The sequence below is a fragment of the Pseudoalteromonas sp. 2CM39R genome (assembly GCF_023161845.1).
In genome coordinates this window covers 262,354-285,324 of sequence record NZ_JALNTM010000001.1, presented here as the reverse complement: position 1 = coordinate 285,324, position 22,971 = coordinate 262,354, and the positions used below count along the sequence as shown (strand labels likewise).

The 22,971-nt window shown below is 38.1% G+C and carries 22 protein-coding genes; 16 read left to right on the top strand and 6 right to left on the bottom strand.

Annotated features, from left to right (window positions below; translation table 11 throughout):
- Nucleotides 1-113 precede the first annotated feature (113 nt).
- Nucleotides 114-677, top strand: a complete 564-nt coding sequence (locus MTF66_RS01320) for a YSC84-related protein (protein WP_058584335.1) — start codon at nucleotides 114-116, stop codon at nucleotides 675-677.
- Nucleotides 678-769: 92 nt separating this feature from the next.
- Here the strand turns inward: MTF66_RS01320 and MTF66_RS01315 are convergent, their stop codons facing one another.
- Nucleotides 770-1,120, bottom strand: coding sequence for a DUF3693 domain-containing protein (locus MTF66_RS01315; protein WP_248526071.1), 351 nt, complete (start codon nucleotides 1,118-1,120; stop codon nucleotides 770-772).
- Between the two features lie 127 nt (nucleotides 1,121-1,247).
- On the opposite strand from MTF66_RS01315, the gene MTF66_RS01310 reads away from it, so the two are divergent.
- The 14 genes from MTF66_RS01310 to MTF66_RS01245 all read left to right on the top strand — a co-directional run bounded on the left by MTF66_RS01310 (nucleotide 1,248) and on the right by MTF66_RS01245 (nucleotide 16,831).
- Entirely contained in the window at nucleotides 1,248-1,463 is a 216-nt protein-coding gene (locus MTF66_RS01310) for a hypothetical protein (protein WP_138624732.1), read from the top strand.
- Nucleotides 1,447-2,775, top strand: coding sequence for a replication initiation factor domain-containing protein (locus tag MTF66_RS01305; protein WP_248526070.1), 1,329 nt, complete (start codon nucleotides 1,447-1,449; stop codon nucleotides 2,773-2,775). The genes MTF66_RS01310 and MTF66_RS01305 overlap by 17 nt, the downstream gene beginning before the upstream one ends.
- On the top strand, nucleotides 2,772-3,080 hold the full coding sequence (locus MTF66_RS01300; RefSeq protein WP_188728604.1) for a hypothetical protein: 309 nt from the start codon (nucleotides 2,772-2,774) through the stop codon (nucleotides 3,078-3,080). Before MTF66_RS01305 ends, MTF66_RS01300 begins: the two co-directional genes overlap by 4 nt.
- Nucleotides 3,081-3,082: 2 nt before the next feature.
- Nucleotides 3,083-3,325 (top strand): hypothetical protein, encoded by a 243-nt coding sequence (locus tag MTF66_RS01295; protein WP_248526069.1) that lies wholly within the window; start codon nucleotides 3,083-3,085, stop codon nucleotides 3,323-3,325.
- A 17-nt stretch (nucleotides 3,326-3,342) separates the two neighbouring features.
- Nucleotides 3,343-3,567 carry a hypothetical protein gene (locus tag MTF66_RS01290; protein WP_248526068.1) on the top strand — a complete coding sequence of 75 codons (225 nt, stop codon included), beginning with the start codon at nucleotides 3,343-3,345 and terminating at the stop codon, nucleotides 3,565-3,567.
- Nucleotides 3,568-3,691: 124 nt separating this feature from the next.
- Nucleotides 3,692-4,996 carry a hypothetical protein gene (locus MTF66_RS01285; protein ID WP_248526067.1) on the top strand — a complete coding sequence of 435 codons (1,305 nt, stop codon included), beginning with the start codon at nucleotides 3,692-3,694 and terminating at the stop codon, nucleotides 4,994-4,996.
- Nucleotide 4,997: 1 nt separating this feature from the next.
- Nucleotides 4,998-5,435, top strand: coding sequence for a DUF2523 family protein (locus MTF66_RS01280; RefSeq protein WP_248526066.1), 438 nt, complete (start codon nucleotides 4,998-5,000; stop codon nucleotides 5,433-5,435).
- Between the two features lies 1 nt (nucleotide 5,436).
- The gene (locus MTF66_RS01275) at nucleotides 5,437-6,747 is read left to right on the top strand and encodes a zonular occludens toxin domain-containing protein (RefSeq protein ID WP_248526065.1); all 1,311 of its coding nucleotides are present in this window, start codon (nucleotides 5,437-5,439) and stop codon (nucleotides 6,745-6,747) included.
- Nucleotides 6,748-6,834: 87 nt separating this feature from the next.
- Nucleotides 6,835-7,020, top strand: a complete 186-nt coding sequence (locus tag MTF66_RS01270) for a hypothetical protein (protein ID WP_105180822.1) — start codon at nucleotides 6,835-6,837, stop codon at nucleotides 7,018-7,020.
- Between the two features lie 389 nt (nucleotides 7,021-7,409).
- The gene (locus tag MTF66_RS01265) at nucleotides 7,410-7,820 is read left to right on the top strand and encodes a hypothetical protein (RefSeq protein ID WP_248526063.1); all 411 of its coding nucleotides are present in this window, start codon (nucleotides 7,410-7,412) and stop codon (nucleotides 7,818-7,820) included.
- Between the two features lie 844 nt (nucleotides 7,821-8,664).
- Nucleotides 8,665-8,988, top strand: coding sequence for a hypothetical protein (locus MTF66_RS01260; RefSeq protein WP_248526062.1), 324 nt, complete (start codon nucleotides 8,665-8,667; stop codon nucleotides 8,986-8,988).
- A 357-nt stretch (nucleotides 8,989-9,345) separates the two neighbouring features.
- A complete protein-coding gene (locus tag MTF66_RS38560) occupies nucleotides 9,346-9,663 on the top strand; it encodes a hypothetical protein (protein ID WP_308199867.1) in 318 nt (105 codons plus the stop codon).
- A 163-nt stretch (nucleotides 9,664-9,826) separates the two neighbouring features.
- Nucleotides 9,827-15,067, top strand: a complete 5,241-nt coding sequence (locus MTF66_RS01250) for an AAA family ATPase (RefSeq protein ID WP_248526061.1) — start codon at nucleotides 9,827-9,829, stop codon at nucleotides 15,065-15,067.
- A 204-nt stretch (nucleotides 15,068-15,271) separates the two neighbouring features.
- On the top strand, nucleotides 15,272-16,831 hold the full coding sequence (locus tag MTF66_RS01245; protein ID WP_248526060.1) for a methyl-accepting chemotaxis protein: 1,560 nt from the start codon (nucleotides 15,272-15,274) through the stop codon (nucleotides 16,829-16,831).
- Nucleotides 16,832-16,842: 11 nt separating this feature from the next.
- Here MTF66_RS01245 and MTF66_RS01240 read toward each other — a convergent pair whose 3' ends face one another.
- The 5 genes from MTF66_RS01240 to MTF66_RS01220 all read right to left on the bottom strand — a co-directional run bounded on the left by MTF66_RS01240 (nucleotide 16,843) and on the right by MTF66_RS01220 (nucleotide 22,418).
- Entirely contained in the window at nucleotides 16,843-17,892 is a 1,050-nt protein-coding gene (locus MTF66_RS01240) for a patatin-like phospholipase family protein (protein WP_248526059.1), read from the bottom strand.
- A gap of 27 nt (nucleotides 17,893-17,919) precedes the next feature.
- Entirely contained in the window at nucleotides 17,920-19,329 is a 1,410-nt protein-coding gene (locus tag MTF66_RS01235; protein WP_248526058.1) for a sodium:alanine symporter family protein, read from the bottom strand.
- 120 nt (nucleotides 19,330-19,449) lie between these two features.
- A complete protein-coding gene (locus MTF66_RS01230) occupies nucleotides 19,450-20,406 on the bottom strand; it encodes a patatin family protein (protein WP_248526057.1) in 957 nt (318 codons plus the stop codon).
- Nucleotides 20,407-20,581: 175 nt separating this feature from the next.
- Nucleotides 20,582-21,577, bottom strand: coding sequence for an LLM class flavin-dependent oxidoreductase (locus MTF66_RS01225; RefSeq protein WP_248526056.1), 996 nt, complete (start codon nucleotides 21,575-21,577; stop codon nucleotides 20,582-20,584).
- A gap of 67 nt (nucleotides 21,578-21,644) precedes the next feature.
- Nucleotides 21,645-22,418, bottom strand: coding sequence for a siderophore-interacting protein (locus tag MTF66_RS01220; protein WP_248526055.1), 774 nt, complete (start codon nucleotides 22,416-22,418; stop codon nucleotides 21,645-21,647).
- A gap of 112 nt (nucleotides 22,419-22,530) precedes the next feature.
- Between MTF66_RS01220 and MTF66_RS01215 the strand changes: the two genes are divergently transcribed.
- Entirely contained in the window at nucleotides 22,531-22,965 is a 435-nt protein-coding gene (locus MTF66_RS01215) for a MarR family winged helix-turn-helix transcriptional regulator (RefSeq protein ID WP_175079961.1), read from the top strand.
- Nucleotides 22,966-22,971 lie beyond the last annotated feature (6 nt).

Genomic DNA, 22,971 nt, shown 5'->3' with positions numbered 1-22,971 from the left:
ATAACTAGTTATAAGATTACCATAAAGTCCGATACTGTCTAGTATTGGACTTAATATATCTTTAGTATTTGCAACATTAATTAGATTGCCATACTAATATTCAAGGAATATGTATGAAAAAGTTTATCGCTATTAGTTTAGTTTTAATAACTACAATTTTAACCGGTTGTGCTACAACAGGAAGTGCATCTCCCGATGAAAAACGTGCTTTAGTACAAAGCATGAAAAACAATACATTAAGTGAGCTTTACTCGCAAAAACCTGATGTTAAACAACAAATTGCTAACTCTGCTGGTTATGCGGTTTTTGATAATGCCAATGTAAATGTTGTTTTAGCCAGTTTTGGCGGTGGTTATGGTGTTGTTAAAAATAATCTAACCGGTAAATCAACTTACATGAATATGGGTGAAGCAGGTTTAGGCTTAGGTTTAGGTGTTAAAGACTTTAATGTTGTGATGGTTTTTCATAACCAAGCAGCGGTAAATCGCTTTATTGAACATGGTTGGGCATTCGGAGGTAATGCAGATGCAGCAGCTAAATATGAAGATAAAGGTGGCGCTTTAGTTGCCGAAGCAATTGCAGACCAAGTAACCGTTTATTCTTTAACCGAAAATGGCCTTGCGTTACAAGCGGTACTTAAAGGCACTAAGTTTTGGGTAGATTCTGAGCTAAATTAAGCTATTTAAAACCCTTCTAAAAGTGGGCTAGTTAGCAACCTAACTCCCACTTTTAATTATTTTACCCGATTTAACATAACGTAATTTATGGGCTATCTACGATACCGCAAAGGCGGGGTCGCTACTTGACCAGTTAGACTCGCAGCTGCAAGGATTCCCGCAATACACGCAGCGCTAATCTTTTTTACAATATCAGACCAAATCTTACCTTCTTCCTTCGATTTTGATTTTTCGATAGCAAGTTTTAGTAATGCTTCTTTCTGATCCATTCCAATTGCATTAGCCATAGCAATGCACTGGTTCGCAGTTAAATGACGGTTGCCTTTCTTGATTTGTGACATATTCCCAGATGTAAATTCTGAAAAATCCGCAATAACTTGTTTATCCTGAGTATAGCCTTTGGAAAGTTTATACTTTTCAATTAGTTCGTAACTAAAATTCATAGCGTTCTCCTCACTTTCTTAATTATAACTTTCATTTTTGAAAAATAAAAAGTTGACATCTTTCACAACTGAAAGCTAGACTCACAGCGTTCAATAATGAAAGATTTATTATAACAAGGAATCCGGTTTGAAATTCTATCTCCAATACATAGCTGGCATTGAGGAATACGCGTTAGGTTTCAATAAAATTGAACACCCGCTTATGTATTCCTCACGCGCTGAAGCTATGGCTTTTTGCATAGACTATGCAAGCGGAGAACCTTTCGAAATCATCGATGTTGATGATTCAAACTGGCAAGAACTGTTCGACTCTGGAGCATTTGACTATGACCCAGACTTCTAAACAGTTAACCAAAATCGACTATTTAACCGTTGTTTTTTGCCCTGACGAAATTGCCCGTCTTCGCTTTGATGCCAAAATTGCGTTTGGTAAAGGTGACTTTGCCTCCTACAAAGAAGCCTATAACGCAATGCTTTGTGCTGAATTATTCGACCAACAAGCCACTGATGATTTAGACGTTGAAGTTAACGAATCGGTTGTTTATGACTCTGATTATTACTATGACCAGCTGTTCGAAAACAATCCTCGTTACCGTAATTACGGCTCTGTTGATGCTATCCCAAGTGAAGAACGGGCGCACTTTTTCAAAAACGTTGTACGCAAAACCAAACGTTACAAAACACTTAACTCATTGATTGAAGGTGATATTACTAAGTTTATGCACCTTCTAAATACTGAGGTTGCTACGGCTGCCGACCGCTTAACATCGGATGATTTAAGCTGGTCTTATCGTCATAACTCAGGCGGCATGTTCACCTATGAAAAGTCAGCAACCCTTTACCGTCATGATGTAAATTCAGGCGTAGTTGCTTGGGGTGCTAACAATGGTGGCGTGATGATTTCATTCTCTGGCGCAGGTTGTGCGGGCCTCGATATTCCAAAACTTCACGCCATGCTTAAGAAAATGCCGAACGTAAAAATCACCCGTTTGGATATTGCTTACGATGACTATGACGGCGAAAAATCCGTTCTAAATTACTTCCAAAATCTAGAAGAAGGCGGCTTTTGTAAAACGAACCAAGCGCCCTCTTTCTCATGGATTCAGACTGGCGAACTGCAAAAATTATCTAATGAGCAACAAGCTTTATGGAAGAAAAAACACGGCTGGCAAAAGCGTTATGACTGCGTAGCCAATGGCGGAAACACCCTTTACGTAGGAAGTCGCAAAAATGGAAAAATGGCGCGTATCTATGAAAAAGGCAAGCAAATGCAAAGTGAATCTCAACCTAATTGGGTGCGTGCTGAGCTTGAGCTTAGGTCTATTGACCGTGTTATCTCCTTGGATGCACTTCTCAATACCGATGCCGTGTTTGCTGCTGCATACCCTGCTTTTGAGTTTGTTAGCGCTAAACGTCTTGAGATTAAAACCACTACACGTAAACCAAAAGTAAGTGGAATTTTTGTTGCTGAAAGGCTAGAACGCTACTGCGCACAGTCTTACGGCAAGTACCTCAATTTCTTACGTCACGTTAAAGAACTACCGGACAGCGAAATCATTAATCAATTAACCAAAGGCCTTAATCCGTGGGATATCCCCGACTCTATTAATCAGGCCTGTATATCACCACCCAATCAAATGGAGTTAGCCCCATGAAAGTAATCTTATTATCTGCCGCGATGGGTCGCGGTGTATCAAGCAAATCAGGTGCTGCTAAGCCCTATTCGTTTTCATCTATCAGTTACTTAGTACCTGAAAAAGACTTTATTCAAGGTGACCACAATATTCAAAAATGTGGCTTTGAGCCTAAGTCATTAAGCATGCGTGAAGACCAAACGCTTTATAACAAGTTTAAGAAAATCACCGAAGAGCAAGGTATTTGCGAGGTGGATTTAACCCTAGAGCCTGACCCTGAAAACATGTCTCGTAACATCGTTTCAGATGTAAAACTGGTTAGCTAATCATGGCTCAATGTGTCGCTATCCAACCAGACCAAACACTAAAAGCCGTAACGGGTGTTTGTGATTTTGTGATGGTTACACAAGCGGAGTTTGAACAACTCCAACAACAAAATTTAGTAAACGTTCTTAATGAATTGTTTGCTTTTGACTTGGCTACTTTTGGCCTTATTAACTCGGCGGCACTAGTCGCCTTTATAACTGCCCATTGCATAGGCCGTGTTGTCCGAACAATGGGAAAACTTTAAATATTAAGGATATCAACATGAAAAACGTAATGAACATTTTAGCTACAAAACGCGCTAAAGCAGGTCTTTTAGTAACGTCTGCACTTGGCTCAGCTTCTGCATTTGCTGCTGACCATACCGCTGCAATTGATGCTGCTGTTGCAGATGGCACTACTAACTACACCGCTATCGTAACGGGTGTAATTACTGTTGCTGCTATCGGTTTTGCTATCGGTATGATTGTTTCAAAACTACGTAACTAATTGTGGTTACTTCAATTGGCCTTGCGTCATTTCTGGTGTGGTGCTTTGTCGAAGGCTTCTCCAGTGGTGTAAGAACCAGTTAACAATGGCGGGTAAAACCGCCCTTTTCAATTAAGGCGCAACGATGCGAATTCTAATATTTCTATTAGCGCTTACTAGCGCTTTTTTTGTATCTGTCTCTCATGCTGACGAACCTGATATGAATGACCTTATGAATCCAAGTTATGAATACATTGGTTCATGTATGGATTTATCAAAAGAAATTAGTTCAGGGGGTAATGTAGGTATGTGCCAAGAACTAATAGAAGCGATTGTTGAACAATCAAGACCCGGCCTTGTTTTCGGTTCTACTGTTGAAGTTCACATGCAAACTGACACTGGCCCTTTTTACAGAATTGTTGTTGCTTTTAAAAATCATTATTCAGATACCGCCACCTCAAGAGGTGTATATGGTTATTTTGGTTCTAAAGAGACAGCACCAACTTGTCCACCTGAAGGTTTTCCCCTTTATGATATTCCTGTCAATTTAGATAATGGTGAACTCATGTGCGCCAAACCTTTTGACCCTTTTAATAACTGCCCAAAACCGACAGATAACGACCCGTTTGTATTTGGTACTGGTGAACAAACAGAAAAATGTTTCAATAATGATGATGGTACTCAATGCAAAATACAGACGGATGAAAATGGCGGTTATTACATTCCAGTATCTTATGGCTCTGCTGAACCAGTTATGTGTAAAAACGTACCTGATAAAGAAGTTGATAAAACGTCACCACCTGAAGAAAAGCCAGCGCCTGAAGAAACAGACCCTCAACCCGAACCCGATGAACTGACAGCCATAAACAAGATTAATGAAAACCTTGACGCAATGAATAAGAATCAAATTGCTGCCAGTGATTCTAATGATGATCGTCTAGACCGTGTAGCTGAAGAAATACAAATATCTAACGAGCTACTTGGTGAAATTCGTTACAACACAGCCATGACAGATTTGAACACTGATTTAGCTAATTCACTTTTACAAGGAATTTTAGATAAACCAGTTGGTGGCGGCGGTGGCGGCTCTGGTTCTGGTGACGGTGATGGCGAAGAAGAACAGCCATTTACCATACAGGCCAAACGCAAAAACAATAATAAAGGTCTTAATAAACTATTTACCGAACAAGACCTACAAACCGTAACCGAAGAAATCACACAGAAAAGACAAGAACTAAAAGACTACGTTCAACAAATAAAATCTGAATCAGGGTCGCTTTTTGAAGTTACTCCGTCTTTTGGTGGTGGTTATGAGGAACGAATAGTAAACATCAAAGGGGCTGATGTTGATATGGGGCTAGGACGGTTAGCCAGCTTCTTTCAACTGATTGCTGCTGCCGTTCTTCTTATATCTACTTTAACTGCACTGTATATTTTATTGGGGCCTTAACATGAAAACGAAAACTTTTATTTTAATCGTTCTATTTCTACCGTTACTTGCTATCGCTGAAACATCGGGTACTGATACTGGCACAGCGCAAGGTAACTATGAAGGCTTTGAAGGTGCAGCCCAAGCGATGGGGCATTTCTTTACTGATATTTGGACTTTCCTTGATGATGACGTTCCAAACTTCTTTGAAAGAGCTTTAGCTTTTATCATCGAAAAAATAACGCTGATGAGGATTGCAGCAGAGCTAGAAGCAATGAAACTTGCTTGGTCTGTATCGAAAGCTATTTTGGAAAATTTTCAAGTTGCATCGAAAATAGCAAATGCAGCTAATGCATTACCACAAGACGTAAAAGCAGCGCTTGTTGATATGCGCTTTTTTGATGGTTTGAATATTGTCATCCAAGCTTTAGTTGCTCGTTATGTTATGAGGTTCATGTAATATGGCTGCATCAATTTTTCACGGTGCGCCAGGTTCTTTCAAATCGGCCAGCGCTGTATGGTTTGAAGTCTTACCCGCCCTTAGAAAAGGTCGTTTAGTTGTTACCAATATCGAAGGAATACTGCCGCTTGAAGAAATAGAAACTGAACTTCAAGAAACTTTCCCCGACTCAGCTCAGCTTTGGAGACTTTCTTCTCAAAATGAAGAAGGTCTTAATTTATGGCGAAATTGGTATCACTGGATGCCAACGGGTGCATTAGTTCTGATTGATGAAGTTCAAGATGTCTATCCTACAGAAGCCACTTTTAAACCTGAAACCTGTAATTACAAACACGTTGATAATTACAAAGAATTCATACCCGAGCATTGGTATACATACCACTATACCCAACTAGAAAAGTTCAAACCTGATGATTTAACAAGCGGTGATGTTGATGACTTAGGCAGGGAGTTATTTAACGAACATGGCCACATTATTTACCCCAAAACACTTAAAGAGTGTTACATGCGACACAGAAAATACAACTGGGATATTATCTGTTGTACGCCCGATATCACCAGCGTCCACAAATACATTAGAAACGTCAGCCAATACGCCTACGCCCATAAGTATTTCGATGGACTCTCAGCAATCCCCTATTACAATCGTCGACCACGTATCTTCGAGCATAACCCAAAACTCGACGGCAAAACGCCAAACAAATCCAGCACCATTACATGGAAAAAAATCCCGATTGAAGTCCACAAATGCTACAAGTCGACAGCTACCGGAGGTATTACAAAAGGACAGGGTAAGAATTTCTTATACAGTCCTGCTTTTGCCTTTCCAGTTACTGCTGTCTTTCTTTGTATATTGTATTGGTTATGGTATTTCACCAGTAATGAAAGCGCTGTGGAAAATATCGAAAAAACCACTCAAGTGGGTATGGTCAGTACTGAAAAAGATACTAGTTCTAATACTAGTAATGCTGCTGTTCAGGTTCTTGATGGTGAACCTGTTTCTGTAGGTTTGCCCTATGGTGCTACCGATATATTCGTTACAGGTATTCAAGAAGTGAAACGGCCAGAAAGAACACATCGAGAATATATCTTCGAATTCATAACAGAAAGATACGGCACGTTTAGTATCAACTCTTACGAACTGGCGAGCATGGGTTTCAGTATCCAATATTTCAGCCCTTGCAATGTCATTATCAGGCAATCAAAAACTAACTTTGTTTATCGCGCTTTTTGTTCGCCTAACCCTTATTCCCAAGTAGAAAGCCAAAAAGGATCTAATGATGATTCAATAGATCTAAATACCCTATTTTAATTGATAGACCAAGCCGCCAAGCGAAGCCTGAGCGTAGCGGCTTGGGATAGAAAATAATCAACCACACAGTATGTCACTGGTGACACTATGACTAGAAACCAAAAATACGAGCAGAAACAAAAAGCTAAAGGATTAAAGAAAGTAACCCTTTGGATACCTGACGAATCAGAAGTTGAAATTAAACAGATGATAGAGTTTCTGATTGATAACCCAGACCATATACCTTTTATGGCAAGAAATGTTAGAACAGGCCGTATGAAAAAGGCCATTTAGTGGTACGTAATTTTTTACGTAATATTTCTATCGGTACGTAATAATGAACAAAATTATTACGTACCACTCACCTTTGTATCTCCAGTTCTTGGAGGATGGCGCAGCCATGTCATACATTCCAGAAAATTCACATTTCATCGCGAAACCGTTTCCATTTTATGTACGGTTTATTATGGTCGAAAATCAATTCAGTGAAATAGCCAATCGCACTCACTTCCCTAGTCTGTCTTTGAAAAAAGTTGATTGCCTTCTGATAAACCTTGCTGAGTTAAGGACGGCACAGCAGCCGAGGGAAACCCCCTCCCCCCATATACTAATAGGGGGGGAGCGAAACCACTTACACCGATACCGAGTGTGCATTGTGATTTTTAATAAAGGAGTAAATCACAATGGGCAACTTTAAATTGCAGTTCGTTACGCTATTCGGATATGACTATGCTAAAGGAGCTAAAGAACTCGGAGTAAGTGAACGACAAGTAAGGAGATATGTAAAAGCGAACAAAGCGAGTAAACCTGTTGAAAAGTTACTTTGGATAATGTATCGCGGTTACTTGCCAGATACTGGCCCGTGGGCAGAATGCAGTATTTCATACCATAACAATGTAATGACTACGCCTTGGGGGAAAGTAAAACCATCAGACGTACAGTTTGTACATCGCTATAAATGGTCAGCTAAAGAGCATGAAACCATGTATAAAAAGTTAAAGTCAGAAACAAAAGTACAAGATAAGTACTTATTTGAACTGCAAGATAAATTGTTAAATATAGTCGGTGAATTAGCTAGAAAAACCGGGAGTTGAAAAAAAGAGCCTTAAGAGGCTCTTTCATATAAATTAACTCTTATCTTTAGCTTTTAATTCTTTACATTTCAGCCATTTAAGCCAAATCCCAACGCATAAAAAGGCAGAATTCAGTATGAAAGAAATTAAAAGAAAGAAAGCATTCATAATCTCAGAATCGATCATAAATCTACTCTACTCTTAATTAATAAATTTCAATTCATTTATTTGACAATTAAGTGTAGAAATCATAAAATCCAGTTGTCTAGACGAGATTTTTATTTCAACATAAAATCTTAATAAACGAATCATGTATTTGTTTTAAAATTGCGAGCTTTTAGCTCGTTTTTTTTTGCCTATAGATTACCCCTTTCAACTTTTAATATTAAAAATTATAACCTGATGCAGGTTTTATAGCAAATTACAAATAACATTTTGTTCTATGTAACCGCAATTTTGTTATAAGGGTTTACCCACCCTATTTAAGTATTTGATACTTAGCGATTTTGGTTTTTTGACCCTAATGTGAATACTATTTTTTCTCAATTTCATAGGTCAATTCCTCTTTCTCACTAGAATGTAACATTTGAACTACAAGAGAATTATTTATCATTTTTACTAAAATGACTATCGTGAATGCCAGAATTTGTGATCTTTATCGCAAAAGTAGATATTAGAAGTGATTATGGCTACCTATTACCGTGCCAAACTGTCAAAACTGACAGTGGCGTTAACTCCATAATAAAAAAGGGCTTTTCGCCCTTTTCTTAATTTTCACGTACCATAACTTATAGGTTGCTTTCTAATGTGACTTTTCCTTCGAGATATCATAGAATTACCTTTCTAACATTTACAAAGGATTGATATGTATAAATTTTTATTAATAACAATTTTAGCTATCGCTACTACTGCGTGCGCTTATCATTCATCTCGTCAAGTTTTTAAAACTGATTCTGGTGAAGACTTAACAATTACTGGAACTGCTTCCCCAAGCCTATTAATTACTGTTTACATAAATGGGGAAACTGTTATTGATTCTATTCCTATTTCTTCTGACGAAATGCTTGGTCTATATAACACCTCAAAAGTTAGAGCTAGATGTAGGTTCGAACCTCAAATGTTTGGCTCAAAAAAAGAATGTGATATTTATGTTGATGGTAAGTATGCAGCAAATTTATATTTCAGATAAAGTCAAACTGTCAATCTTGACAGGGCGATTAACTTATTAATAAAAAGGGCTTTTCGCCCTTTTCTTAATTTTTACGTACCGTAATTTATGGGTAGTTATTATATTTATCTTTAGGTAATCACCTAGTTTTCTAAACCCACATTTCTAATAATTTAATACTTAAAAGTGCTATTCATTTCGAACTTTTGATTTATCTTCGCTATCAGAAATTTCGTATTTAATTCATAAGCCACTAATTTTACTTAATATTATTTCTTCGACTTATTATAGTAAGACTTTCGGGTTGGGCCATTAGGCTTAGGCTTCAATCCCTCTCACGAATCACATTAGTCTAAACAATAATAACAAGGATTCATCATGAGGAAGTTTTTTCTAATCATCATAGTCGGCTATTTCGCATGGGATTATTATGCAGTTAATTATGGTGGTATCTCACCAACACAAGCGCTTCAAACAAAAATTATTGATCCCGTAAAATCAAATTACAGCCATAATCGAGATATCACAATATCTGATTATGAAAAGCCAGAGTATGAATGTGATGGCCGTCAATATTGCAGCCAAATGAACTCTCTAGAAGAAGCGTTATTTTTTACTAAGAATTGCCCTAACACAAAGTTAGATCAAAGTCCCGGTGAAGCCCCCTGCCAGAGTGATTTCATATTACGTGATTAGATTGTATAAACCTTTATGTGAAATAGTTGTTTTTATATAAAGTAATTTGTTGATTTAACACATGAATCAGCTTAATAAATAAGATGGAAGATAGGTAAGTTTTGACTATACTAAATTAGTAGTAGCTATATGTAGCTTATTTCTTTTTTAGTAAGGAGTTCTCTTGCCGGTTCCAGGATATAGCTTAGTTGATTGTATCGACAATAGTGGTTACTTCTTACTTCATAGCGCTAAGTCACTAAATAACGGTGACTTAGTTCTTATAAAATCACTAAAAGAAGTAAGTAGAGACAAAGATACAATAAACAAGCTTTTACTTGAGCATGCATTTTCAGATAAATTAGACCATCCTAATATTTTAAAACCTATTAATTTCATTAACGAAGATGACTGTACAGCCATCATTTATGAATATTTTCCTGCCAAGCTTCTTTCTAAACTTTTACAAAAAGGCCCTATTTCAGTAAATGAGTTTCTGCCATTAGCTGTTAATCTGGCAGAAACGGTTAATTATTTGCACTCTAAAAAATTAATTCATAAAGATATTAACCCCCATCACATTTTGATTAGTGATGATTTATCTAGCTTTAAGTTATTTGGTTTACATATTGCGACCTCACTTTCGAAGTCTTCACAAAACTTAACTAGCCCAGGAGTTTTAGAGGGTACCCTCGCTTATTTATCACCAGAACAAACCGGGCGTATTAATCGAAAAATAGATTGCCGCAGTGATCTTTATTCTTTAGGCGCCAGTTTTTATGAAATGCTAACTAGTAAACCTCCTTTTAGTGAACAGGATCAACTAGCACTTGTGCACTGTCATATTGCTAAAAAAGTTGTGCCAGTTAATAAAATTAATACAAACATTCCCGAAGTTATTGCTGATGTTATTAGTAAGCTACTGCAAAAAAATGCAGAAGATCGTTATCAATCAGCTTGGGGGTTAGCTAAAGATTTGCAACTAATTTCAGTTCGGTTTGAGAATGATCCATCACTCACTAATTTTGAATTACCAAATGTAAACTTCTCAGCATCAGAGCAATTTAATATTCCGCAGAAGCTATATGGTCGTGAAAAAGAAATAGGTGATTTATTGCAGTCTTTCGAGCGTGTCGCCCAAGGTAGTTGTGAAATCTTTTTAGTATCAGGTTATTCTGGTGTCGGAAAGTCAGCTTTAGTGAAAGAAGTCTATAAACCAATGACTGGAGAATGTGGATATTTTAGTTCTGGTAAGTACGATCAGTATCAGAGAAATATCCCTTATTCTGCCATCACTAATGCCTTAAATAAATTTTGTCGTTACATTTTAACAGAACCTAATGATGAATTAATTCTTTGGCGCGATATTTTTAACAACCACCTCACCGATAAAGCAGTATATTTGTGTAACATAATCTCTGACTTAAACCTAATTCTTAAAATTAAAGATATAGATATACCAAAAAAAAATATAGATAAAAGTCTATTACACAGTTTATTTCTAAGCCTTATGACTGCAATTTGCACTAGAAACCGCCCTTTCATTTTATTTTTGGATGATATGCAATGGGCTGACTTAGCATCTTTAGAGTTATTAGCATCTTTATTTGATAATTTACAATTACATCATTTATTAATAATACAAGCATTTCGAGATAATGAGGTTGATTCCCAACACCCATTCACTAAATTTATCACCGAAATTAATGATAAAAACGTACCTGTAAACCATGCTTTTTTGAATAACCTACCAAAAGATGTAATAAATACGCTAATCAGTGACACAATAAATACACCTGAAATAGAATGTCTTCCTTTAAGTGAACTCATATTGAAGAAGACATTAGGAAACCCCTTTTTTGTTTTACAATTTACAACAGAGTTGTATGAAAAAGGTCTTTTATATCACAACTTAGAAAAAGATTGTTGGTGCTGGGATAAAGAAACTATTTTGTCAGAAAACATCACCGATAATGTTGTTGATTTTATGGCAGGTAAAATTAATGAGCTACCGAATCAAGCCTGTAATTTACTTAAGTATGCTGCAAGTGTTAGTAATACATTCGACACTAATATGTTGGTAGCGCTTTCTGATAACCAATACACAGCCCAGCAGATAATTAATAACTTGATCCCAGCTATTGATAGAGAACTTATATTAACTCCGCAATCTATTTCACATGTCATTCCTTCAAAAGCAGCCGTTAATGAAAATGTGCAATTAAAATTTTTACATGACCGTGTGCAGCAAGCCGCCTACTCACTCATCCCTGAAAATGAGCGTCAGCAAGTTCATATTAATATTGCCAGACTGCTTTATCAGTACGCACTTAACAATAACATTCTAGATAAAAGCTTATTTGATCTAGCAAATCAATTTAATAAAGCAATAGAGCTTATATGTAACCCTCTTGAAATTAAGCAAGTTATTGAAATCAATTATTTAGCCGCAAAAAAAGCGTTTGACTCAGCGGCTTATAGTTCCTCTTATAATTATCTTAGCTTTGCCAAGAGATTATTAAAGGTAGAACATTTTAAAGTTAACTATAGTGTAACGTTTGAGACCTTACTGTTGTTATGTAAAGTTAATTGTATTTTAAATAAATATAATGAATCCGATGAATTTTATAATCTATTACTAAAATACAAACATACAGCTTTAGATCATGCGCGTGTACTGCTGGTGAAAATGGATGATTTCCACCAACAAGGACTCTATCAAGAAGCACTAGATACACAATATCTAGCGTTAAAAGTATTAAATCTAACGCCGCCTTCTGAGTTAGAAAATTTAGATGCTCAAATCGTTAACGAGATTACGCTCATAGATACATACCTTGCACAGTACACTATTGATAGTCTCTATGATTCTAATGACTTAGAAGATGAACAAATTTTATTATTACTCGATATTCTGACCAGCCTTTGGATCACCGCATATTTATTATCTGATGAGGATATTGTGCAATGGGCATCAGTAAAAATGTGTAGCCTTTGTCTTGAGCATGGTAGGTGTGAACAATCTGCCTTTGCTTATATTCTTTATGGTTTTGTTTGTGTTAATAGGCTAAATGAATTCAAAAAAGCGGATGAATTTGGCAAAGTTGCACTAAAAATCGCTGATAACTACCCAAACCTAGCGTTACGCGGCAAAGTGTACTTTATGTACGGCTTAACGATTTGTCATTGGAGTAATCACCTTTCCTTTTCTACCAAAAGTTTTCGGCAAAGCTATCAATTCAGTTGTCAGGCTGGTGATTGGACATACGCAAGCTACGCAGCAGTTAATATTATTTCAAACTTAATAATAGAAGGCTTGCCCTGCACTGACGTTTTAACTGAAGCCAATAAGTACCTAAGTTTTTTAAAAGAAAAAAATGAAGAATCAACTAAAAGCTTTTTTATACCAGGTGCATATGTACCATTACTGCACTTAATGGATAAATGTGATAACCATAATAGCTTTGACTGTGATGTTTTTAATGAACAGGAACACCAAATTTATGCCAAAGACTCACCGATTATTCAAGCTTGGTATTACTATGCAAAAATCAGAGCGCTCTATTTAATTGGCCTATATGACGAAGCTCTAGCAATTATTGAGCATATTCATATCATCCCAATGGGTGTGCCAGGACAAATAAAAACACCTGAAGCGTATTTTTATTCATGTTTAGTTTTGCTCGCTAAACCAGAAACTTATTTAGATTCTGGTAAATATCAGGACATGTTTCAGCACATGTTTGAACGCTTAAAAACGTGGAGTGACTCTTGTGAAGATAATTTCCTTCATAAGTTAAAATTGATAGAGGCTGAATTAGCAAGCTTGAATAACCAACCTTTCTATGAAGTATTTGATCTTTACCATCAAGCAATCGAGCTTGCTAAAGCAACCGATTACAAACTGATTGAGGCATTAGCAAATGAGTTACTCGCAAATTACCTAGTGAAGCAAAGTAAGCTTGAATATGTCATACACCACCAGCAAATTTCTCAGACTATTTATAATCATTTATCAGTCAATGTTAAGGCGGCAAATTCATCATTACCAAACGATGAGATACCTGTTTTAACCAGTAATTCATCGATAGAAGTGTCGACTAGTTCAATTGCGCTTAATTCCATGATGCAGGCAGCTAATGTACTTTCAGAAGAAATGGTTATAGATAAATTAATGAATAAATTAATTGCCATTGTTATGGAGTTTTCTGGTGCCTCAAAAGTTGCTTTGTTACTTAAGAAAAATTCACAATGGTGGGTAGAAAATATTGGTATTTTGAATGAGCCAAATTTCCAGTTTGAACCTTTACCTTATTCTAAATCTACTGATATACCTGCCAGTGTTATCCGGTATGTGATTCGAACACAAAGTATGGCTTTAATTGGTAATGTGTCTGTCGATTCGGTTTTCACCAACGACCCTTACATTGAGAAGCATCAACCAAAATCTATTTTATGCTTACCACTTATCTACAAGAATCGAATCAACAGCATTGTCTATTTAGAGAATGAGCTCACTACTGATGCCTTTGGCCAAAACCATCTTGATATGCTTAATTTATTGATTGGTCAAATGGCAATATCAATCGAGAATTCAGTGCTTTATAGCCAAATGGAAGAAAAGGTTGTTGCCCGAACTAATGATTTAGAAAAATCACTAAAGCAATTAAAACAAACGCAAAACCATTTAGTCGAATCAGAAAAAATGGCTTCACTAGGTCGCTTAGTTGCAGGTGTTGCCCATGAACTTAATACTCCTTTAGGTGTGAGTGTCACAGCCTCTTCAAATCTGCTTGAATTAATAGAGCAGCTACGCGTTGCATTTGAAGCACAAACTCTAACGCGTAAAGAATTTGTCTCTAGTATTGCGAATATTAACCAAGCAGGTTCTATTGTTTACCGTAATTTAAATAGAGCTGCCGAACTTGTTGCCAACTTTAAACTAGTCGCTGTTGATTCCAGTAACGATGAAGAGCGTGAAATCAATCTAAAAGAATATTTAACTGATTTAGTGAGCAGTTTATCTCCTGCTCTTAAAAAGGGTCATCATTCTATTCAGGTTGATTGTAGTGATGACTTAGTGATTAAGGTTGACCCTGGTGTTATCGCACATATATTCACCAATCTTATTTTAAACTCTTTAATACATGGCTTTGAAGATACTCAAGAAGGTCAGATAACGATTACTGCAAATCTTGAAGGCTCAAAACTTAGAGTTGATTTTAAAGATAATGGTAAAGGCATGACTAATGAAGTACAGAGTAAGATATTTGAACCCTTCTACACGACTAAACGTGGGGCTGGCGGTAGTGGTCTTGGAATGAATATTGTTTATAACCTTATCGTTCAGAAGCTAAAAGGTACAATCAGTTGTCACTCTGAGGTTGGGAATGGCACTAAATTTACAATTTTATCTAACCTTTAACCCAGCCACCTAGCTTATATCAGTTAAAAGGTATTAACTTTTTTAACATAAAACCTGAATTTTCCTAGTTCTTTTTCACGAATTTACCGCTAAATTGTTTATAAACATTAGTGATCAAATTAACACTACCTCTTTCTGGTTCAGACTGTTTTTACTCCGCTAATTTACTCTCTGAATTTAAAGCTGTACTTGGGTGATTTTAACGTGAAAAATAGAATTAATACCGATACCGAAGTTAAATTTTCTGAATCTGACATCCTCCTATCAACTACTGATTTACAAAGTCATATTACCTATGCCAATGATGAATTTTGCAAAATAGCTGGTTTCACACTAGACGAAATGGTAGGTAAGCCCCATAACCTTGTTCGTCACTCTGATATGCCAAAACTGGCTTTCGCTGATTTGTGGCAACATCTAGAAAATGGTCAATCTTGGATGGGGCCTGTTAAAAATCGCTGTAAAAATGGTGATTATTATTGGGTTAATGCCTTTGTAACACCGATTAAAGATAAAAGTGGTCGTACCGTTGAGTTTCAATCAGTCAGAACAAAACAAAGTGATGAGGTCGTACAAAGAGCAACCGCTGAATACGCTAAAATAAACAATAATCAAAAATCTCATGCAACTGCAGCAAAGTTTGATGCCACTCTTTACATCAGTGCCCTATTATTCATTAGTTTTTTAGGTTCGCTGGCTGCCGTTTTTAGCTCTGGATTCGATATTTTTAATTGTCTACTAGTTCTATTTTTAGCATCAGCTAATGGGCTTATGTATTTTTGGCGTCAAAAATATTTAGCGCTTATAAGTAAAGCAAAACAAGTGTTTGATAACCCTTTAATGGCCTACCTCTACTCTGGGACTAATGATCAATCTGGCTTTTTACATCTTGCCCTTGAGATGCAACAAGCTAAATTAAAAGCTGTTGTTGGCCGTGTTAATGATGTGACCATGGGCGTTAATCACAACGCGCAACAATGTGCAGAGTCTGGTTATAACGTGACTGAACTTTTAAATAAACAAACAGATGAAGTCTCGCAAATTGTTGTTGCCACAGAGCAAATGACGGCCTCAATCAATGAGCTTTCATCGAGCACAATGCAATCTAATCAAGCAGCCGAAGAGTCAAACCAAGCAACCGAAGAAGGCTCACTTGCGGTCAAGCAAACGATAACTTCAATCAGTGAACTTGATGAAAAACTCAAAGCAGCAAGTAGCCAAGTAGAAAATCTAATTGAAGGTAATCAACACATTGTGGCAATTTTGTCTGAGATAAACGCCATTGCTGATCAAACTAATTTACTTGCTTTAAATGCGGCCATTGAAGCTGCCCGTGCTGGTGATCATGGCCGAGGCTTTGCCGTTGTTGCTGGTGAAGTACGTGCATTGGCCTCACGAACTCAGCAATCCACAGAAGAAATAAACAATGTATTAAATCAGCTCACACACGCCTCAAAACAAGCACAACTTGCCATGAAAGACGGACTTAATTTATCGGCTAAAAGTGTTGAGCTTGCAAATCAAAGTGGCGATAGTTTAGACCATATTAAAGCTCAGTCTATCAAACTAAGTGAACTCAATAGCATCATAGCGCATGCAATGAATGAGCAACTTACAGCAAGCCAAGTTATTGCTACCAACTTAACCTCGGCACAAGACTTTGCTCATGAGTGTACAGAGCTTGGCCATACTTCGCAGCAACTTTGCGAAGCGCTCCTCAGTAAAGTGACAGAGCAAACTTCCTTGATTAATCAGTTTAAGTAGCGAAAACAATACTATTTGATTAGGTTTATTTTCGGTGTGTGCTTATTAGTACACACCGCATCGAATGCTTCTGCTAACCGTTCTGTTTCTTTGAATACCTGCTGCCAATACTTAATTCGTGTATCAGCATCAAGTTCTGTAAAGTCTTTACGATCAGGGATTTTGCCATAAGGTAACGAAGCAACAAAGTCAGCTGATGGAGTGATCATCACTACGTTTTCATAGTTACTCGGGGTAACACCGCGCTTTAGGCTCTTATCAAACCAACCTGCTTTAGGGCTGTTATTAAAATGCGGATATAAAATAAGCCCGTCATTATGAATACTTAAGTCAAAGTGATAATCGATAATACCGCCATCGCGATACATACCTGGTGGTGTTCCTTTGATATTTTTAATGCCCTGCATGACTAATGGAATAGAGCCTGAAGCAAGTAATGCATCCGCTAAATTATCTTCGCTTAGCTCAATAGTATGGGTATTGAAAGTATTATTATCGGAAAAAGATAACTGACTATCCGCAGGCTGAAATACATAACGTTCATATTGCTTACTTAACAAGCGTCTATTCATTCGATTGACTAAGTAGCTTTTAGATAACCCCATTAACTGCATCACTTTGTTTTCTGATGCTGTAAAGCCATTCGATTTTGCAACTATAAAGTGGGCTTTAAAAATAGGGTTGTTAATGATTTCTTGAATACCATTTTCAGCAAAAACTGTGCTTAATAACTCTCGCGCTTTTGTTGTTATTTCTTCTGGTTTTGCTTTATTCGATGAATAGCGTGTTTCAGAGTAAGACTTTGCTAATCGAGATATTGCAGCAACAGGGTCATTTTGTGCAAAACAGGCAGATCTAAATGCCCCAGCACTTGACCCTAATAAGTTTAAAGGTGTGGTACGGTCTTTAAAAAATTCACCAAATAGATATTTATCCAAACCAAATAATGTAAACCACTTGGGCCCGCCGCTTGCACCTAAAAAGGTATTAAACAAATCGGCAGATAGGCCTTGCTCTTGAATTACTTTTGCAGCACTTGGCCCTGCGTAAATATCTATCATGGTTACTTTTCTCGTTATTGTTTTAGATTATTTGCGCCAAATCCCTTGCTCTGTTTGACCTTGAACCTGCACTTTTTCAGAATCAAAATTTGGTTCTTGGCCTGCTTCACGTTGACTATGGTAGTCTTTTGTCACAGATAAGATGGTTGGCGTTAAGCGTATGATAGCGATAACGTTCACCACTGTCATTAAACCTAAAGCAATGTCTGCAAGATCCCACACTTGTTTAATGGTGGCCGATGCACCCCAAATCATCATTGATAAATATAGACAGGTGTAAATTCCACGGCCGAGTTTATTATCTAGTTTAAATAAATGTAGGTTACTTTCTGCGTAGGCATAGTTTGCAACCACAGAAGTAAACGCGAATAAACAAATTGCAGCTGCTACAAAGTAAATGCCACCAGCAGCCATATGCGCTGTCATCGCAGATTGAGTTAAGCGGATCCCTTCCATTTCGCCGCTAATATCAATATCAGCCAATAAAATAATCACTGCCGTACAACTACACAGTACAATGGTATCGAAAAACACCCCTAGCATTTGAATATAGCCTTGAGTGACTGGGTGATTTGGTACTGGTGATGCACAGCCAGATGCATGTGGTACACTCCCCGCTCCGGCTTCATTCGAATAAAGCCCTCGTTGAATACCATTTTTAATTGCGGCGCCCATTGCCCCTGCGCCTGCCTCTTGTAAGCCAAAGGCTGAAAGTAAAATATCTTCAATCATCGCAGGCACTTTACCGATATTTAATAAAGTAATAATGATGGCGGCGAGTACAAATAAAATGCCCATAACTGGCACAATGCGTTCAGCAAAGCGAGCGATAGCTTTAAAGCCACCTAAAATAATAGAGCCTGCCAGTATAGTGATCACAATACCTGAATACAAAGTTGGAATTTCAAATGCGTAATTGAGGGCGTCGGTAATGGTATTCGTTTGCATGGCACTAAACGTAAAGCCATAACCAAGAAACAAGCAAAAGGCAAAACACACTGCAAGCGCTCTGCTGCCTAAGCCTTGCTGAATATAATAAGCAGGCCCGCCTCTAAACTCGCCATTGGCATCCCTAACTTTATAGACTTGCCCAAGTACGCTTTCGGCAAAACCAGTGGCCATGCCCAAAATGGCAATCACCCACATCCAAAATATGGCCCCGCTGCCCCCTAACGAAATTGCAACGGCAACCCCTGCAAGGTTACCAGTACCTACACGTGCTGAAAGACCTGTACATAAAGCTTGAAACGAACTGATTGAGTTTTTATCGGTGCTGCTACTCGACTTTAATAGGCTAAACATATGGCGAAACTTAACCAATTGAATCGCTTTTAGCCTTACCGAAAACCAGATACCAGCAAACAGAAGAATATAGATAAGAATTTGGCCTTCTCCCCAAAGAAGACCATTGATTGTCGATACAGCACTGTTAAACATGGCAAGCCTTTATTATTCTTATAGATAAAAAATCACAAAAAGTGAATAGCTAACCACTTTAACTCTATTTACAAATATCTCAAGTAGGCAATGGGATTAATTAACTTAGCCTGCTCCCAACTAATTTAGCAGTTGCTGCTGTAAAAAAGCACGACCTGCTGCTAAGCCTAATTTGTGATCATAGCGCAGATCTGAATCTGTGCTACCCAGTAGCTTACTGCGTAATTTACTGCCTGCAAAAATTTGTGTGATACGGGCATCACTTGGTGGGTTGGCAATGAAATCGAGTTCTTCTTGATAAGCTTGTTCGTGTTGAACCAAGTAATCAATGGTTTTAGGGCAATAACCTGATACGCAAACTAGTGACTTTAACTTATTTACCCATTCAGATTGTACTTGAAAGTTTTCATCAACAGTTCTAATAACCACAATATCACGAGCACCACGGTTATAAGCTTCTTTCACAGGTAAAGGTGCAGCTAAGCCACCATCTAAATACATATCATGCACTAAATCAGTATTAGAGCTTTGAATAATGGCATCGTTTGCTGCCTTGGTTGTTAACCAAGGAGTCAAATTAACGCCGTCTTTATATAAAAAGGGTAATGCGCTTGATGCTTTTAACAATGCCAACCACTGCGTATCTTCACCATTTGGGCTCAAATAATACGGTTTACGGTCAGCCGCGTTAGTGGTTGTGATCAACAGTTCGCGTTTACCTAAGCTTTGTGTTGCAGTTTTAAAATCAAGTGCACGGTTTACTTCTTTGGTTTTATCAAAATACCAATCAAGGTCGACAATGCTTTTACCAAACAGCCCACGGCCAAGTTGGAAAAAACGTTTATGACGAGAAAGACCTCTGATCAACCGTTTTGCATAGCCCTTTTGACGCGCTAAATAACTTGTTAAGTTTTGTGAGCCTGCCGATGTGCCAATGAATAAATCGAATGGATCGTAATTATTTTCTAACCATGCATCGAGCACACCTGCGGTAAAAATCCCTCGTTGCCCACCACCCTCAGCGATTAATGCTGTTTTTGTTTGTGGTTCGACTGCGGCAATTGTTTGAGATTTCACGGTGCACCTTCCTAGGGTTATGGTTAATAAATGTATTGTATAAAGTTAATTTCAATCCTTAAAACGGATTATATAAATTGATTTAATCTATAAAACCGTTTAATAAATGAGTGTCAGGGCTTAAGCAATGCGCATAAAAAACTCATTACACGCATTCACTATTTGCCATATCGTATTAGTCCATGATGCTTGCTAATATTTCCAGCGCATGTTGTCTGTCACTCAATTCATACAGGTCATTTGTAAAAATAAACTCATCAACCTGTAGCGTTTGTTTAATCATACTCAGCTTATGCTTAACGCTCGCTTGACCGCCAACAACAGAAAGCCCTAAAAAGTTTTCTACTTGCATTTTTTCTTGTGCTGTCCACAAGCCTTCCATTGTTGCAACAGGCTCTTTAAGCCAAAGTGGCTTGCCGCGCATAAGTGCTAAAATACGTTGTTTTGCGGTTGTTGCTAAAAACTGTGCTTGCTCATCGGTGTCAGCTGCAACAACTGGTAAGCCAAGCATGACATATGGCTTATCTAATACCTCTGATGGTTGAAACTCTCTGCGATACAATGCAATGGCATCTTCAACAAAGCGCGGCGCAAAATGACCCGCAAATGCATATGGCAGGCCTTTTTTTGCCGCAAGTCCAGCACTATAAAGGCTTGAGCCCAGTAACCAGATTGGCACATTAGTGTCTTCACCTGGGATTGCGCGTACTGGAGAGTCACCTTTATATGGGCCAAGTAAAGCTTGCAGCTCCGTTACTTCATCATTGAAATGCTCAGCGCGTTGTTCGTCACGGCGCAAAGCACGGCTGGTAATTGGGTCACTACCTGGTGCTCGGCCTAAACCTAAATCAATGCGACCGGGGTATAAACTCTCTAGGGTGCCAAATTGCTCAGCAACCACCAGCGGTGGATGGTTAGGTAACATCACCCCACCTGCACCTACGCGGATATTCTGAGTTTTACCTGCGATGTGACCTATCAATACTGAAGTTGCGGCACACACGATACCGCGCATATTATGATGCTCTGCCATCCAAAACCGATTAAAACCCAGTTTGTCGGCTGTTTGTGCATAGGTAACACTGTTAGCTAGTGTTTGCGAAACGGTTTCGTGCTCTTTCATTGGGCTCAATTCAAGCAATGAAAAAGGTGTGTTGCTAAGGTCTGACATTCGCTCTCCAAAATTTAACTCTTTATAATTAGTTAATGAGAGCGAATGGCTATTTTTCAAATGCTAATTAGGCACGGCTTTGTTGCTGTTTTTCCACCTTTAGGCCATCGGCATCAATACCACGCTTCCAATAGGCCGATGCAACAATGTGTTCACGGTCAATTTCAAAACTGCTTGTAATTAAACGGCGAATTGCCTTCACCAAGTTTGCTTCTAATGCCATAAACACCATAGGTTGCGTGTTATAACCTGCGCATAAGCGTGTTACTTGGTCGAGTAGATCTGTTTCTGGCTCATCTGTAACTAACCATTCAACACTATGTTGGCTGTGTGCCTTAATTTGCTCAAGCTCAATGATGTCGGCTTTATCAGCAACATGAATAATGACATCGACAGTGGCATCTTGTGGCAGGGCTTGTAAGTAGCCATTGATTGCATTTACAGAGGTTAAATCTGCCAGCATTAAATAATGTGTTTGCGTAAAATCAGTGAGTTTTTTAGGGCCTGGGCCTGCTATACCTACCTCGTCGCCTACACACGCATTTTGTGCCCAGTTGGTTGCCACGCCTTGATGTTGGTTAACCACAAAATCGAGGGTAATTGCACCGTTAACAGGGTTAATACCACGAATAGTGTAAGAGCGCATTAATGCAGGATGCTCAGCGTGTAAATCAAGTTCAACCTTAGATTCACCGGCATGCGGGAGTAGTACCTTTACGTACGCACCTTTTGCATCTTGCGGGAAGTCAGCAAACTCGTCTGAGCCAACGACAATTCTTTGTAGATGCGGGGAAATACGTGTAGTACTTAAAACGTTTGCACGACGAACTTTTCTAGCCATCTTGGTCTCCTAGCTGGTTAAATTGCACAACGCCCCAATAGTTGATATAGTCAACTATACGCTTTTAATTGACTTTGTCAACTAATGCAAACTTGCTTAACTTAGGTGAACCATGCCACAAACCTCTCTTTCTTCTGCTTTATTTACACTGGCACAAAGTTACCGTGTCACTGTACGAGAAGCCATTAACGCCAACGAGCTTGGTCTTAACGCACTGCATGTACGCTGTTTACATATTATTGCCGAAACACAGCACTGTACCGCCAATGATATTGTTGCCAAAACCGGTCGTGATAAAGCACAAATAGCACGCTTAGTAAAAGAGCTTATAAAGCTTGAACTAGTCTCTAAATGTGCAGACGAAAATGACAAACGCTGTTTAATTTTGTCGTTTACTGAGCAAGGTAACGCCCTGTTCTCGCGTTTAGAAGTTGCAGAGCAAGAGGTTGATGCCAAACTTTGCCACGGTTTAACTGATCAGCAAGTACGTGATTTTATCGCTATTGCCACAACCATGATCGAAAATATCAATCACAACACCCCGTGATCTTAT